Genomic DNA, 12099 nt, shown 5'->3' on the forward strand with positions numbered 1-12099 from the left:
ATACAGCGCAACTTACAGCATGCCGAGCTGCAGTTTTGCTTCAATACTCATCTTCTCCGGACTCCATGGCGGCTCAAAAACGAGGTCGGGTTCGACCGTCAGCTGCGGATAGTCATCGAGGATGTAACCGATGTTGCGCACCTGGTCGACCAGCGACTCGCTGACCGGGCAGGCCGCCGAGGTGAGGGTCATCTTGACGACGCATTTTGTCCCGTTGCCGCTCTCATTGCAGTCGATGCCGTAGATCAGTCCGAGGTCGAAGATGTTGACCGGGATCTCGGGGTCGTAGATCTTTTTGAGCTCTTCGACGATCCTGTCCATCAGGGGGCCGTAGGTCATTGCTGCTCCTTGCATTCCCTGGCGTAGCCGTAGATGACCTTCAAGAAGGCCTCCAGCCCCTGCTGGCGCACGGGGCTCAGCAGCTCCATAATACCCATCTCCTTGAGCTCGTTGGGGTCGAAGGAAAGGATCTCGTCGGGGGTGCGGTCGTTGAAGATGCCCAGCAGCATCACCAGCATCCCCTTGGCAATGATGGAGTCGCCCTCGGCTTCAAGGTGTATCTTTTCGCCGTCAAAGCTCTTGTGGAGCCAGGCGAGCGAGGAACACCCTTTGATGATGTTCTCGTCGCACTTGAACTCCTGATCGATCGTCGGTGCATCGTGGCCGAAGTCGAGGATGTACTCCATCTTGGCGTTGTTGTCTTCAAAAAGGTCGAGGTCGGCTTTGTAGGCTTTTACCTGTTCTGACATGGTCATGATATCTCCTTTTGGTAGTAGGCGGATTCAAACGCACTTCGGATCGCCTCCGCCGCTTTTTCGTCTTCTACCTCTTCGATCATCTCGTTGGCAAAGGCTAGGATCAGCATCTTGCGCGCCTCCTCGAGGCCGATGCCGCGCGAACGGAGATAGAAGAGGGCCGCCTCGTCGAGCTGGCCGGTGGTGGCGCCGTGCGAGGCTTCGAGCTCGTCGGTGTAGATCTCCAGCTGCGGCTTGGCCTCCATAAAAGCGTTATCGTTAAGCAGGATCGCTTTGGAGTTCTGCCTTGCAGCGGCGTAACGGGCCCCGTGGCCGACACGGATGCGCCCGTCAAAGATGCCGGCGGCGTTCTCTTTGAGGATCGATTTCGCCAGATGCACGCTTTTGGCGGAAATGCCGTTATGGCGCAGGTTGACGACATTGCCGCGGTGCGCTCTGCCCGATGCAAAGAGGAGGTGGGAGAGCATCGCAACGGTATGGTCTGAGAGGTCGTTCTTGTAGAGGTGCAGGGCGATGCCGCTGCCGAAGTCGAAGGTCTGCAGCGTCATTTCGGCCCGGGAGCCGACGTCGTAGCGGTGCGAACCGATCACCGCGGCATCGTTCTCCCCGGCGCTCTGGTTGCGGATCCAGGTCAGTGCACCCGCTTCGCCGACATGCACGTCCAGACCGTAGAGCAGCAGCGAGCCGCCGCTGCCGGCGTTCTCGAAGCTCTCGTATACCGTTGCCCGGCACTCCGGTGCGGTCCTGATGACGATGCGGCAGGGGATGAGGGTGTTCTGCCTCTCGAGACGGTGCACGATGGTAAGGTCGATGTCGTTTTCGATGCTCAGGACGATGCAGTGCGGCGAGAGGAGGTGGGAGAGGTGGTAAAGCGCGTCGAAATGCGTTATGTCGGGTTCAAACCCTGTCTGGAACGAGACATTGACATCTTCCGGTACGGCGGTGACGACGCCGTCTCTGATCTCGAGGATCTTCTCTTTGAGAGGCGGTTTCGGCTGCTCAGGCGCGGCCAGGGTATAGTCGTCGGCCAGCAGCGGCTTGACGGAAAAATGACGGTACTGTTCGGTCTTGTTGCCGGGAATGCCGAGCTCCAAAAAGCGTTTGGCTACGGCCTCCTTGCTGCTGTCAAAATCGAGACAGCTGCGCAGTCCGGCCAGACTCTGTCCGCTTAGTTCCGAGGGTCTCATGAGGACTCCTTAATACCCTTGTACCCTTCCGCTTCCAGGACCTTGACCAGTTCTGCGCCGCCCGTCTTGACGATCCTGCCGTCTTGAAGGACGTGGATGAAATCGGGGTCGATGTAGTCTAGGATACGGCTGTAGTGGGTGATGATGATAAAGCTGCGCTCGCCGTTCTTCATGCGGTTGATCCCTTCGGCAACGGCTTTGAGGGCGTCGATGTCGAGCCCGGAGTCGATCTCGTCGAGGATGATCAGCTCGGGTTCGAGCATCTCCATCTGCAGGATCTCGTTGCGCTTCTTCTCGCCGCCGGAGAACCCCTCGTTCAGAGAACGCTGGATCATCTCGGGTTTCATGCCGAGCTCTGCGACCTTCTCGCGCATCAGCTTGAGAAACTCAGCGGCGTTGAGCGCCTTTTTGCCTTCGTACTCGCGTTTGGCGTTGACGGCGGTCCGCAGAAAGTAGGCGTTGTTGACACCCGCTATCTCGATGGGGTTCTGAAAGCTCAGAAAGATCCCCTCCAGAGCGCGCTGCTCCGGTTCCGTCTCGAGGATGCTCCTGCCTTTGTAGCGGATCTCCCCGCCGGTCACCTTGACGTCATAGTGGCCGACGATGGCCTTAGAGAGGGTGGATTTGCCGGAACCGTTGAGCCCCATGATGGCATGTACCGTTCCCTTCTCGACATTGAGGTCAAGCCCGTTCAGAATCGTCTTGCCGCCGATATCGACGGTCAGCTTTTGTATATCCATCATCCTACACTTCCTTCCAGGGTTAGATTGAGCAGCTCTTTGGCTTCAACCGCAAACTCCATCGGCAGCTGGCTGAAGACCTCCTTGCAGAAGCCGTGGACGATCATGGAGACGGCGTCCTCCTCCCCGATGGCGCGGCTTCGCAGGTAGAAGAGCTGTTCGTCGCTGATCTTCGAGGTGGTCGCCTCGTGCTCGATGACGGCACTCGCGTTGCGGGACTCGAGGTAGGGGAAGGTGTGTGCCCCGCACTCCGGTCCTATCAGCAGGCTGTCGCACTGGCTGAAGTTGCGTGCCCCTTCGGCCTTGGCACCGACCTTGACGAGCCCGCGGTAGCTGTTTTGGCCGTGCATCGCGGAGATCCCTTTCGAGATGATCGTCGAGCGGGTGTTCCTGCCGACATGGATCATCTTGGTCCCCGTGTCGGCCTGCTGCGCCAGCGTCGTGATCGCGACGGAGTAGAACTCGCCGACCGAGTTGTCTCCCCGTAAGATGCAGCTCGGGTACTTCCAGGTGATGGAAGAGCCGGTCTCGACCTGCGTCCATGAGATCTTGGAGTTCTCGCCTTCGCAGAGACCTCTCTTGGTGACGAAGTTGAAGATGCCCCCTTCGCCGTTCTCGTCGCCGGGGTACCAGTTCTGTATCGTCGAGTACTTGATCTCGGCGTCTTTCTTGGCGATCAGCTCGACCACCGCGGCGTGGAGCTGGTTCTCGTCGCGCTGCGGAGCGGAGCACCCCTCGTTGTAGGAGACGTAGCTCCCCTCCTCGGCGATGATGAGGGTGCGCTCGAACTGCCCGGTGTTCTGCGCGTTGATGCGGAAATAGGTCGAGAGCTCCATCGGGCAGCGCACCCCTTTGGGGACATAGACGAAGGTGCCGTCGGTAAAGACGGCGGCGTTGAGCGCGGCGAAGAAGTTGTCGCTCATGGGGACGACGGAGAAGAGGTACTCCTGCACCAGTTCGGAATGGTCGCGGATGGCCTCGGAGATGGAACAGAAGATAATGCCGAGTTCGTGCAGCGTCTCGGAGTAGGTGGTCTTGACCGAGACGGAGTCGAAGACCGCGTCGACGGCGATCCCCTGAAGCATCTTCTGCTCTTCGAGGGGGATGCCGAGCTTGTCGTAGGCCTCGAGGATGTTCGGATCGACCTCGTCGAGCGAGTTCGGGGCCTTCTTGGGCGCGGCGAAGTAGGAGATGGACTGGTAGTCGATGGGCTTGTAGTGCAGATGCGCCCATTGCGGCTCCTCCATCTTCTGCCACCGGTGCAGCGCCTTGATGCGCAGCTCGGTCATCCAAAGCGGTTCCTTCTTCTTGGCGGAGATAAAGCGGATGACCTCGTCATTGAGACCTGGCGCGACGGTGTCCTCTTCGACATCGACGGTAAAGCCGAGCTTGTACTCCTGTGAAACAAGCTGGTCAACATCTTTCTGTGCCATAACTGCTCCTTTTTCGTCTCTCTTTAACCACTATATTCCAAATAGGAGAAAAATTATCTTATTAAAAAAAGGTGGTTGGAAAGTTTTAGATTGTGGAGGTTGATTTTGAGAGGGATGGAATAGTCTATCAATAAAATATGCATTCTCACGTAAAACGTGGGAACGAGGAAAGTATAAAATTGGGAAATGCAGAAAATGTCTAGTATTTAGGGCTTAGGGAAGTATTCCCGAGCAAGATTCTGGATTAGGAATCAATATTGGTAACCCTTGAATTTAATACAACATATAATGATCTATAAAAATCTTTTAATCTGTTATTGTGATATCGAGACCAATTGATGAACGATAGCCTATATCCTTATCTGGAAGGCAAGAGATAGGGGTAACAGCATGCCATAAATCAGTATTTTTATCAGGTTGAAAGATTCCCTGGCCTGCCTGCAACGTAACCTCAAAAAGCTCAGTCTTGGCATCTTTCTCATATATGAAACTTTTTCCACCTTGTATACCATTTCTTTCAATTACTAAAGCTGAGACGATATAGTCCATTCCATCCTGGTGGATACCTTCCGGTGAATTTGTTCCATCAATGCCCTGAAAACAATAGATCACGGTATGGTGAAGTGCAACATTGAGTGAAGTAGGATGTGAAGATAGATTTATTCTCAAATCATCAGCAACTGCATTTAGCAGCACATGCCAACAGTTATATTCTAGTGATTTGGGAAGTTCTTTGAAAATACGTCTTGCCAGTCTATAGTCATGAGCATTTTCAAGACTTATCAAAGCATCATCCTGACCAAAAGGTTTGGCTGGTACACGAGAAATTTCCCATGAATTTTGAGAGTATTTCAAGTCAAACTCTGATACCAGCCGTTTTCTGGTAGGTCTGATTTTTGAAAATTTTTCAAATTGCAGTCGGGATAAGTTTTGTAAAACAGGTTCAAGTTCAGAGTCCGAAATAATTTCATTGTAATAATGTTCCCAAAATTCTTCAGGGATCTGATTTAAAATATTATTTGATAAATTATTTTTTAAGAATTCAATTTTATTTTGTCTAAGCAGATAATTATCCCATTCATACTCAGTCTCATACGCTGGCCTTAACTTTTCAGCAATTTCCTTAACATCTATCCCGTACTCTTCCAGATTAATTAGTTTTATTGGTTTTTCAAGTTGGTAAAACATTTCGCATCCTCCAGACTTATAAAAATACAATTTGATTTTCAGATCCGCGATTTTTGCGACATACAGCTGTGGTCTATTTGGCTGGCTGTTTGTCTTAGCAGCGCCTCCTTTGGGTTTTACTCTTTCTCCGCCCATTCGCGAAGTTTGCGTTTGAGTTTTTTCTCCACCTTGTCGCTTATCTCGTCCCACTCTTTGACGACATCCGCGTCATCTTCGTCTTCGGCCCACTCTTTGAGCCTCCGCATGATCTTCTGTTCGACCTTCTCGCCTATCTCCTCCCACTCTTTGTCGCGCTTTCTGTTCGCGGCAGAACGGCACGAGACGTGCGAACTGCCGCCCCAGACGATGATGACGCCCAGCAGGAAACCGAAGTCATACCAGCTGCCCGTATTGTGTACCTCGTAGACAGTGACGTTGTCATTGAAGAGATGGATGATGAGCGTAATAAACGCGATCATCCCGTGCCAGAGCCCGTACCAGAACCCGGCCGGCTCCCCCTGTGTGAACTGTGCGTCACCGGCGGTGCATGCCGTAAAGAGGAAGATCAGGGGGAACAAGAGCACTGTTTTATATAGTCGGGGGTTTTGCGGTGTCATGGGAACTCCTTGTTGCCTGATAATTATATTCAGTGTTACCGAGGTCACCAACCAAATAGCGATGTAATTATCAGATTAAGTAATAATATAACGTATTTGGCATTGTCAGTCAACCGCACAATCTAAGAGCAATAAAAGAGTGAAGAGCTATGTTTTTGTAGCTTTTTAATAGAAGGTGCCTGAAAAGTTTTAGATTGGGAGGTTCGAAATGGTGTGATTTAGAGGGGTGCGATTGCGCCCACATAGGTGCGGACCGTATCGTAGAAACGGCGATGGTCGTCGCACATGATCGATTTACGCGTAAAATCGAGGGCAGTGCCGCCAAGACGGTTGGCGATAAACCCGCCGCCGCAAAGCTCGCTGTGGGTACATGCGGCGCACTCTTCGGGCAATACGGCGTGCAGGTCGCGGCACTGCTTGATGATAGGATCTTCTGCTGCCGACTCAATGCTGTGCTCGAAAACATTAAAGTCGGTCCGTACGGCACCGTCTGTAAAATAGCGCAGGTAGTCGTGACGCTCATACTGCCCGTCGCTGTCAACAACGAGACTGCTGAGACGGTCGCCGCCAACGCCGTCGCCGTGGTGTGCGCTGCCGAGAAGGAGTTTGATGGCATCGCGAAAGATGCGGATACGAATGGTCGGATCGTCTGCTTCGCTCCAGAGACGGAAAAGTTCGGCATACCATGCGCCGTAGTCACGCTGCGGCGGGTTGTCATGGTTGTAGTGGATCGGCCAGAGGATGCTCACCTCTTTTTTGGGAAGGGTCTTGATCCAGTCAAGGTAGGCCTCGGGCGCGATGCCGGGGTCTGCGACACTGAGCACCCCGCCGAAGTAGGGCAGAAGGCCGTCTGCTTCGAGCAGCTGCAGGTTTTCGAAGACCTGTCTGTAGCTTCCCTCACCGCTATGGGTAATGCGTCGGACATCGTTATAGGGCTGCGGTCCGTCCAGACTGACGCCGATAGAACCGCCGGCGTCTACAACGCGGTGCAAAAGTGCCGCGTCGTAGCTGTAGAGGTTCGTCTGCAGTCCGATACTCAGACGCTTGCCGGTACGTTGGCGCAGTTCTTTTAAGGCCTTTAAAAAAGGGGTCATAGAGCTCTCGGGCCAAAGGGTCGGCTCACCGCCGTGCAGCACAAGCCGCAGGGAGGCATCTTGACGAGCCTGCAGGTACTCCTCGATCCGGGTGAGTATCTGAAGGCCCGTCTCCAAATGCATGAATTTCGGCACACGCGTATGCGTTTTATCTTCGGAGTTGAACATATAACAGTAGCTGCAGTCAAGGTTGCAGGTCTCGGTCAGTTTGAGTATTAACGAAGCAATCATTTTTGGGAGCTCCCGCAGCCTCTGCAAGGGTGCGGAAGTGTCAATTGATTAGGCGTTTGCAATCAGCTCGACTTGCACGTCCAAACCTGCGTCAATATCCAGGTCAAACGGGTTGAGGCCATCCATATTTGCCGATTTCAGTTCAGCAACGATGTTTTTCATAATCTTTTTCTGCATTGTTTCAGCGCTGAGGGAACCCTCCGGAAGACCTTCGATTTTGACTTGTACCTTTTGAGACATTAAGAACCCTTAAAATTGATTTTGCGAATCCAGATATGCGATTTCGCATACTCTAAGATTACATTTTCTTATATGCATTTCTGATTCTAATTTAACAGTGAATATAAACCGGTTTACAATATGCATCACTAGGTTTGTCACGCTGATCACCGCTCAATCTTTCGGGCAGGATGAAGTTCTGAGCAGGCTGACCTGATCTCTTATATCGGGAGCTCTGGAGAGAGAACACCCTGAATCAGACCCTCTTTTTGAGAGAGCCTTTAAGCTGCATCATTGCCTGATGCTCGAGCAGATAGATCAGGGTCTCCTGAACATAGTAGCGGATCGCATCACGCGTTGCTCTGTCCAGACTATTCACCTTCTGCGTACGAAGGGTTTTGCCTTTGCCATAAAGCAGCCCGAAACGATCATCAATGAAACGCCCCCGAAACCAGCCGATCAATACCGCATCCTCCTTGACCCGGATGGAACAGAACCCGCCCTCTCTGGAAAAAAAAGAGGTGCTGTTTTCACGATGCTTCTCTTTGACACCGTTGCCGATAGAGATCTTAATATAGTCTCTCAGTGCCAAAAACAGTTCCGACTGCCCGCTTTGGGCGTCACGTTCAAAGGCGGTCGTCCTCTTTCCTATTGCCATGCGGCAGGATCGGGCGAGGCGTGGTGCATGAGCAGGCGCCACCCGCCGTCCGTCAGCTGGTAGACATTGGTGGCGATGGCGATCACGGCCGGCTCGCCGTTGATGATAATGCGTTCGCGCAGGGTGTGGATGCTGAGCTGGTCGTCTTTTACAAAGTGCACATCCTCAAGCTCAAACTGCATGGCAGGCTCTCCCGCAAACATTTCGCGCCAGCTCTGGGCAACCGCGTCGCGTCCCTGCAGGCGCTCGCCGACGGGGTGGATGCAGACGACGGCCTCATCATCGGCCCACACCGCCAGCATCGCATCCAGGTCGCCGCGCTCCAGCGCGTTGTAGAACCCGATCTCGGCGTCCTGCGGGGTGGAAAAGCGCGCGGCTGCAGATGCGCCTTCGTCCCCGGCCGGCGTTGTATTCTCTTCTTCATGGGGTGTGTCCTCTTTTGCCAGGGGTGTATATGCATCTTCAAGGGGTGTGTCCTCGAAACGTTCGGCCTCGTAGGTGTAGATCTTGGGATGTCCGTCTAGCGCGGATGTCCTGACCCCGGCTTTGACGCCGAGTTGGGAAAAAAAGTAGTCAAAATCGGGGAACTCTTCCCATACCTGGGGGAGGAAGGTTGCGACGTGTTTTTCCTGCTGCAGGATGACCCCGTCGATTCCGGGCCGGATCTTGTTTCGCAGATCCTCCGTGTCGCTGTAAGAGAGCTCTCTCGGCAGGCCCAGGATTGATATCTCTATGCTGCAGTAGGGGTATTCCCCTTCGCTCAGCGGGTAAAAACGGGTGTCGCTGAAGGCCGCGGCTTTGGCATTATGGATAACGTCATCAAAAAGCGTGGTACGCGGCAGAAGAGAGCCTATACAGCCGCGCAGCGAATCGCCGTCTATGTTGATCGTAACGAAGGAGGCGCCCTTTTGCGCCAGCTCCGGGAACTGATGCAAAAGTATCTCTTTTGAATAGGGGAACGGTTTACCGAACTGTTCCTCGATCGAAGCGCGGGCGAGCTTGAGTAATATGTCTTGCAGTGTCATAATCTATTCCTTTTTTCAATAAAACGGCAGAACCGCAGACGTTATCCGTTTTTTATTCGCATCAGTACTCCTTGTCCGCCCCGCCTCTGCTGAGGCGGAGGGGGTATTACAATTCAAATTCTGTAATATTCATTCTGTAGAGGTAAACACCGTCAATGAGCTTGCCGTTTATCTCTTCACGCGAGAAGTTGATGCCTAAAATCTCATCCCCGGTATTGACAACAGAGTTCAAAAGCTCAAGAATCGGAGCATTTGCCTGAGCCAGACCTATATCGCTCACGGCTAATTCGGGCAGTTGTGACTGGTTTGCGGCATATATCCTGGTTACCAACCGGTTAAATTCATCGTCATCGTCATTGACGCCGTTGACATGGCCCATCAACAACATCCATACGTCCGATTCCGGATTATAGATCCAAAAAGCCGCTTTAGGACTTGCATTGTTCTCGATCAGTAACTCTACAAATCGTTTTCCGCTCTCCATCATATTCTGAGTCAATGGTTTCAAAGGGTTCCTTGCTGTTGGTGTCGGTATGCATTTGTCCAAAAAGTGCAATTTCAAGTCCAGCTGAAGATGGGGCTGTGTTCTTTTCGAATTTTTCATGTACAGGAAGGGTGGTTGCACTAAGCGTATTTTGATGCGGAGCAAATGATGCAATACGAATACGAAATAGTCGATGGAAGAGTACACATTGTTAAAAGCGGTAAAAGCAGAGCTGCCTATGTCTTTTGGCCGGAAGAGCTGATAAGGTCTGCGGAGGAGCAGAGAACCGGGAAGAGAGACCCTGTTCTCCCTGATTTTGCAGAGATATTGGCGGTTGTCTTAGAGGAGCACCCGGAACTGTTTACCTGCCACTATAATTCAGATGTGATTATGTAGCGTTTTGAAGAGTCATTTAAAGCATATGCTTTTGCTATCGCCTGAGCCGACTGTTGATGCAGACGGCAACGGTCTTTATTTGACCGTTTCCAGACCTTTATCGATCCAGCCCCAATTTATTCCGCCATCCAACTCATAGACGTTTTCGTATTTATATTTCAAGCCCAGCATCTCACCAATGGTTTTTGATCTGTTTGCATGGGCGCACACCAGGATAAAAGGCTGTTCCTTATCCGCTACTATCTTCGTAAATGATTCAAAGAACTTATCAATATCATATTGCCCCGTCGCATCAAAAAAGGTGATCTTATGGCTACCTTCGATGATACCGTGCTCTTCCCACTCGTCAGCTCTTCTTACATCGATGACTGCAAAGCCTTCCTCTCTTTTTTGTTGAAACTCTTTCGTCGAAAGAGACTTGAACGGCCCAAAATTTAACATTTATTTCCTTTCTGATTTGTGTTCATAACTGTCTGCCACATAGCGTCAGACCCCTAAATATAAAAAAGGCATTTTCTATTTTGTATACCTTTTTGTCAATCTGCAAAAATCGTAAAAATCGCTTAACATCAAATAGCGGATCTCTACATCTTCAAATTTTTTCTTTAAGATCGGGTGGCCTTGCAAATAGAGTTTTACATCGTTCTGAAACTCCTTCGGATACTCAAGTTTTTCTGCCTGTAAAGATGAAAAACAGTCTAAAAAATCAAAGAAAAGTTTTGTCACCATCTCCTCTTTTTCCTGCGACCTGTTTGAGAAAAAATCTGTTGTCTCTTCAAATGTCTCGCATATATTTACCAAACACGCATTCAAAATATACTCCCTGCTACAGACAATTTGAGAAAACATATACATAAATCATACCTAGCCTTGATGTTGTATCTGAGTAGAGCAAGATATTATTCCCAAGTATAATGATGCAAAAAAATGTTATTTAATGGCAGATTGTCGTATTCTGGTTGGTTTTCTGGTTTTAGTCGTGCGCTTTTTGAATTGAGTATGTGTACTAACTCCTGAAAATGGACCTATCTGAACGAAAATGTGAGAGTTAGTCGGTTTTCAGACCTTAGTCAATGTTGTGTTCCGATTGAACCGACAAAAAATGCGTGAGTGATTTTCAATTTTCTATTCGCTTTAAACGGGAAAATAGACACTAAAAACGCCAAGAAGAACACAACTTGCATACCCAAAACCAGACTTTCAGAGTCAAAACAGACAAGGAAAATTTATGGGAATCCCACAACCAGCTTTTTATATGTTGAAATGCCAACAATCTACGCCACCGGGCATGCCGAAACCTTCATGCGTTACACCGCAGACTCAGGACCTTTACCAGCACCTGGGCCAGACACTGATGCAAAAAGGGATTATCGGTACGGTCCAGCCGATCCAGACAGGGTGTCTTAACCGCTGTAATGCCGGTCCGGTGATGCTGGTCGAACCCGGTCATTTTATGTATGCAGGTCTGACCAAAGAGAAGATCGACAGGATCATCGACGAGCACATCATCGGCGGCAACGTCGTTTCGGAATACCTGATCCACGACGAGTTATGGGACGAAGCGATCTCGCCTTCAGCCATGATGGCGCAGATGGGGCGCTAGAGCGTTTTACGCTAATTTATCAGTTGAATAAGCAAAATAGCCGTCAAGATCCAAATACCGATGACGACGACGGCTGCCGCTTTGGAACGGGGCAGTGATGTTAACGTTGACTCTTTTGCTTTTTCTTTGCACTCTTTCCAAACGGCTTCAGGTATCAGCCAAATAGCAAGAGCGATACCCAGCGGCACTAATAAAAAGTCATCCAGATACCCGATGACGGGAATAAAGTCGGGGATCAGGTCGATGGGGCTTAGCGCATAGGCCACGACAATGACAGCGACTACCTTGGCCACGATAGGCACATCTTTATGGTGATATGCCAGGTAAAGTGCATACACATTGTGTTTAAGCGCAACTGCCCATTGCTTTATTTTGGTCATCATTACGGTTTTCTGCCTGACATAATCACGGTTCCAAGCCTTTTTCATAGTGACTTTTTATGGAAGATCCATTACTGAAACACTCAAAGCATCGTTCTCCCTATTGTACA

General features: G+C 50.8%; 16 protein-coding genes. 2 read left to right on the top strand and 14 right to left on the bottom strand.

Annotated elements, in window-relative coordinates; all coding sequences use genetic code 11:
• Positions 1 to 12 precede the first annotated feature (12 nt).
• The 12 genes from WCY20_RS05560 to WCY20_RS05615 all read right to left on the bottom strand — a co-directional run bounded on the left by WCY20_RS05560 (position 13) and on the right by WCY20_RS05615 (position 9634).
• The gene (locus WCY20_RS05560) at positions 13 to 339 is read right to left on the bottom strand and encodes an iron-sulfur cluster assembly protein (RefSeq protein WP_345977663.1); all 327 of its coding nucleotides are present in this window, start codon (positions 337 to 339) and stop codon (positions 13 to 15) included.
• Entirely contained in the window at positions 336 to 755 is a 420-nt protein-coding gene (locus tag WCY20_RS05565; RefSeq protein WP_345977665.1) for a SufE family protein, read from the bottom strand. Before WCY20_RS05565 ends, WCY20_RS05560 begins: the two co-directional genes overlap by 4 nt.
• Positions 752 to 1942 carry a SufD family Fe-S cluster assembly protein gene (locus WCY20_RS05570; RefSeq protein ID WP_345977666.1) on the bottom strand — a complete coding sequence of 397 codons (1191 nt, stop codon included), beginning with the start codon at positions 1940 to 1942 and terminating at the stop codon, positions 752 to 754. Before WCY20_RS05570 ends, WCY20_RS05565 begins: the two co-directional genes overlap by 4 nt.
• Positions 1939 to 2685 carry a Fe-S cluster assembly ATPase SufC gene (gene sufC / locus WCY20_RS05575; protein WP_345977667.1) on the bottom strand — a complete coding sequence of 249 codons (747 nt, stop codon included), beginning with the start codon at positions 2683 to 2685 and terminating at the stop codon, positions 1939 to 1941. Before sufC ends, WCY20_RS05570 begins: the two co-directional genes overlap by 4 nt.
• A complete protein-coding gene (gene sufB, locus WCY20_RS05580; protein ID WP_345977669.1) occupies positions 2682 to 4115 on the bottom strand; it encodes a Fe-S cluster assembly protein SufB in 1434 nt (477 codons plus the stop codon). The genes sufC and sufB overlap by 4 nt, the downstream gene beginning before the upstream one ends.
• A gap of 306 nt (positions 4116 to 4421) precedes the next feature.
• A complete protein-coding gene (locus WCY20_RS05585) occupies positions 4422 to 5438 on the bottom strand; it encodes a 2OG-Fe dioxygenase family protein (RefSeq protein WP_345977670.1) in 1017 nt (338 codons plus the stop codon).
• On the bottom strand, positions 5420 to 5899 hold the full coding sequence (locus tag WCY20_RS05590; RefSeq protein WP_345977672.1) for a hypothetical protein: 480 nt from the start codon (positions 5897 to 5899) through the stop codon (positions 5420 to 5422). Before WCY20_RS05590 ends, WCY20_RS05585 begins: the two co-directional genes overlap by 19 nt.
• A 218-nt stretch (positions 5900 to 6117) precedes the next feature.
• The gene (locus tag WCY20_RS05595) at positions 6118 to 7224 is read right to left on the bottom strand and encodes a radical SAM protein (protein ID WP_345977674.1); all 1107 of its coding nucleotides are present in this window, start codon (positions 7222 to 7224) and stop codon (positions 6118 to 6120) included.
• 48 nt (positions 7225 to 7272) lie between these two features.
• Entirely contained in the window at positions 7273 to 7464 is a 192-nt protein-coding gene (locus WCY20_RS05600; protein WP_345977676.1) for a hypothetical protein, read from the bottom strand.
• A 235-nt stretch (positions 7465 to 7699) separates the two neighbouring features.
• Positions 7700 to 8101 carry a hypothetical protein gene (locus tag WCY20_RS05605; protein WP_345977677.1) on the bottom strand — a complete coding sequence of 134 codons (402 nt, stop codon included), beginning with the start codon at positions 8099 to 8101 and terminating at the stop codon, positions 7700 to 7702.
• Positions 8092 to 9126, bottom strand: coding sequence for an AmmeMemoRadiSam system protein A (amrA, locus tag WCY20_RS05610; protein WP_345977679.1), 1035 nt, complete (start codon positions 9124 to 9126; stop codon positions 8092 to 8094). Before amrA ends, WCY20_RS05605 begins: the two co-directional genes overlap by 10 nt.
• 106 nt (positions 9127 to 9232) lie before the next feature.
• Entirely contained in the window at positions 9233 to 9634 is a 402-nt protein-coding gene (locus tag WCY20_RS05615) for a hypothetical protein (RefSeq protein WP_345977681.1), read from the bottom strand.
• Between the two features lie 141 nt (positions 9635 to 9775).
• On the opposite strand from WCY20_RS05615, the gene WCY20_RS05620 reads away from it, so the two are divergent.
• Entirely contained in the window at positions 9776 to 10006 is a 231-nt protein-coding gene (locus WCY20_RS05620) for a hypothetical protein (RefSeq protein WP_345977683.1), read from the top strand.
• 75 nt (positions 10007 to 10081) lie between these two features.
• On the opposite strand, the gene WCY20_RS05625 is transcribed toward WCY20_RS05620, so the two are convergent.
• On the bottom strand, positions 10082 to 10447 hold the full coding sequence (locus tag WCY20_RS05625) for a rhodanese-like domain-containing protein (protein WP_345977684.1): 366 nt from the start codon (positions 10445 to 10447) through the stop codon (positions 10082 to 10084).
• 787 nt (positions 10448 to 11234) lie between these two features.
• Here WCY20_RS05625 and WCY20_RS05630 point away from each other — a divergent pair.
• On the top strand, positions 11235 to 11609 hold the full coding sequence (locus WCY20_RS05630) for a (2Fe-2S) ferredoxin domain-containing protein (protein ID WP_345977686.1): 375 nt from the start codon (positions 11235 to 11237) through the stop codon (positions 11607 to 11609).
• Positions 11610 to 11620: 11 nt separating this feature from the next.
• Here WCY20_RS05630 and WCY20_RS05635 read toward each other — a convergent pair whose 3' ends face one another.
• Positions 11621 to 12037 carry a DUF1232 domain-containing protein gene (locus WCY20_RS05635; RefSeq protein WP_345977687.1) on the bottom strand — a complete coding sequence of 139 codons (417 nt, stop codon included), beginning with the start codon at positions 12035 to 12037 and terminating at the stop codon, positions 11621 to 11623.
• Positions 12038 to 12099 lie beyond the last annotated feature (62 nt).

Origin of the sequence: Sulfurimonas sp. HSL3-7, assembly GCF_039645985.1 — a bacterium.
Classification (GTDB): Bacteria; Campylobacterota; Campylobacteria; order Campylobacterales; family Sulfurimonadaceae; genus Sulfonitrofixus; species Sulfonitrofixus jiaomeiensis.

Coding starts and splice junctions, on each gene's coding strand:
- WCY20_RS05560 (WP_345977663.1), bottom strand. CDS start 339: ATGACCTACGGCCCCCTGATGGACAGGATCGTCGAAGAGCTCAAAAAG.
- WCY20_RS05585 (WP_345977670.1), bottom strand. CDS start 5,438: ATGGGCGGAGAAAGAGTAAAACCCAAAGGAGGCGCTGCTAAGACAAAC.
- WCY20_RS05625 (WP_345977684.1), bottom strand. CDS start 10,447: ATGTTAAATTTTGGGCCGTTCAAGTCTCTTTCGACGAAAGAGTTTCAA.
- WCY20_RS05590 (WP_345977672.1), bottom strand. CDS start 5,899: ATGACACCGCAAAACCCCCGACTATATAAAACAGTGCTCTTGTTCCCC.
- WCY20_RS05595 (WP_345977674.1), bottom strand. CDS start 7,224: ATGATTGCTTCGTTAATACTCAAACTGACCGAGACCTGCAACCTTGAC.
- WCY20_RS05620 (WP_345977683.1), top strand. CDS start 9,776: ATGATGCAATACGAATACGAAATAGTCGATGGAAGAGTACACATTGTT.
- WCY20_RS05605 (WP_345977677.1), bottom strand. CDS start 8,101: ATGGCAATAGGAAAGAGGACGACCGCCTTTGAACGTGACGCCCAAAGC.
- sufC (WP_345977667.1), bottom strand. CDS start 2,685: ATGATGGATATACAAAAGCTGACCGTCGATATCGGCGGCAAGACGATT.
- amrA (WP_345977679.1), bottom strand. CDS start 9,126: ATGACACTGCAAGACATATTACTCAAGCTCGCCCGCGCTTCGATCGAG.
- WCY20_RS05630 (WP_345977686.1), top strand. CDS start 11,235: ATGGGAATCCCACAACCAGCTTTTTATATGTTGAAATGCCAACAATCT.
- sufB (WP_345977669.1), bottom strand. CDS start 4,115: ATGGCACAGAAAGATGTTGACCAGCTTGTTTCACAGGAGTACAAGCTC.
- WCY20_RS05600 (WP_345977676.1), bottom strand. CDS start 7,464: ATGTCTCAAAAGGTACAAGTCAAAATCGAAGGTCTTCCGGAGGGTTCC.
- WCY20_RS05565 (WP_345977665.1), bottom strand. CDS start 755: ATGACCATGTCAGAACAGGTAAAAGCCTACAAAGCCGACCTCGACCTT.
- WCY20_RS05635 (WP_345977687.1), bottom strand. CDS start 12,037: ATGAAAAAGGCTTGGAACCGTGATTATGTCAGGCAGAAAACCGTAATG.
- WCY20_RS05570 (WP_345977666.1), bottom strand. CDS start 1,942: ATGAGACCCTCGGAACTAAGCGGACAGAGTCTGGCCGGACTGCGCAGC.